General features: G+C 63.5%; 1 protein-coding gene. It reads left to right on the forward strand.

Going from position 1 to position 671, the window contains the following annotated elements; genetic code table 11:
- Positions 1-671 (forward strand): hypothetical protein (locus tag Q0M35_RS06120; protein WP_295313333.1); only part of this gene is annotated, 671 nt, incomplete at both ends.

Here is a 671-nt window from a genome sequence, read left to right on the forward strand (position 1 = left end):
TCTGATGCTCGGATACGGGATTGGCAGCATCGAGGAAACGACCGCGTCTGCGACACCGGGGCCTGACGCCGGGCAGTCAGGCGCCGCGATAACCATGGCCGGAGCCTCGACCGCAGACCGCGACATATCTGCAACCGGGCCAGTCACGCAGACGCTGACACTGCCTGATGACAAGGGCGGGCTCTTTGCCCTTAGCAATGCAGGCCAAATGTCGCCTGAACTGCCGGACCCGCCGGTTTTTGCCGCATTGTCCAATGTTACCCTGACCTCCGTAGATGTGAGCCGCAATGACAGCCCGCCCGATGTGCGTACGGCGGTGCGCAGTGGCAGCCTGCCGCCTGCGCTTTTGCCGCTGGCGCTCTCGCCCGGTAAGGAAGACTGGTTTGCCGGTGCCACCGGTCTGCGTGCGCCGTTGCAGATGTTCGTCTATGCGCCCGAGAGCATCCCCCGCCATGTGCTGGATGAAAACCTCAGCCGGCTGGGCAACTCAGAGGCCGAGATTGCGCGTCTGCAGCGGGTGAACATGCGCATCAGCACACCACATATCCGTTATTTTTATGCCCAGGACGCGGATGCGGCGATGGCCCTGGGCGAAAGCCTGGGCATCGAAGCACGCGACTTCAGACACATGTCGGGGGCCGGCACCGGAAGGGTCGAGGTCTGGCTCAACG

This window comes from Roseobacter sp. (assembly GCF_024639605.1).
Lineage (GTDB): Bacteria > Pseudomonadota > Alphaproteobacteria > Rhodobacterales > Rhodobacteraceae > Roseobacter.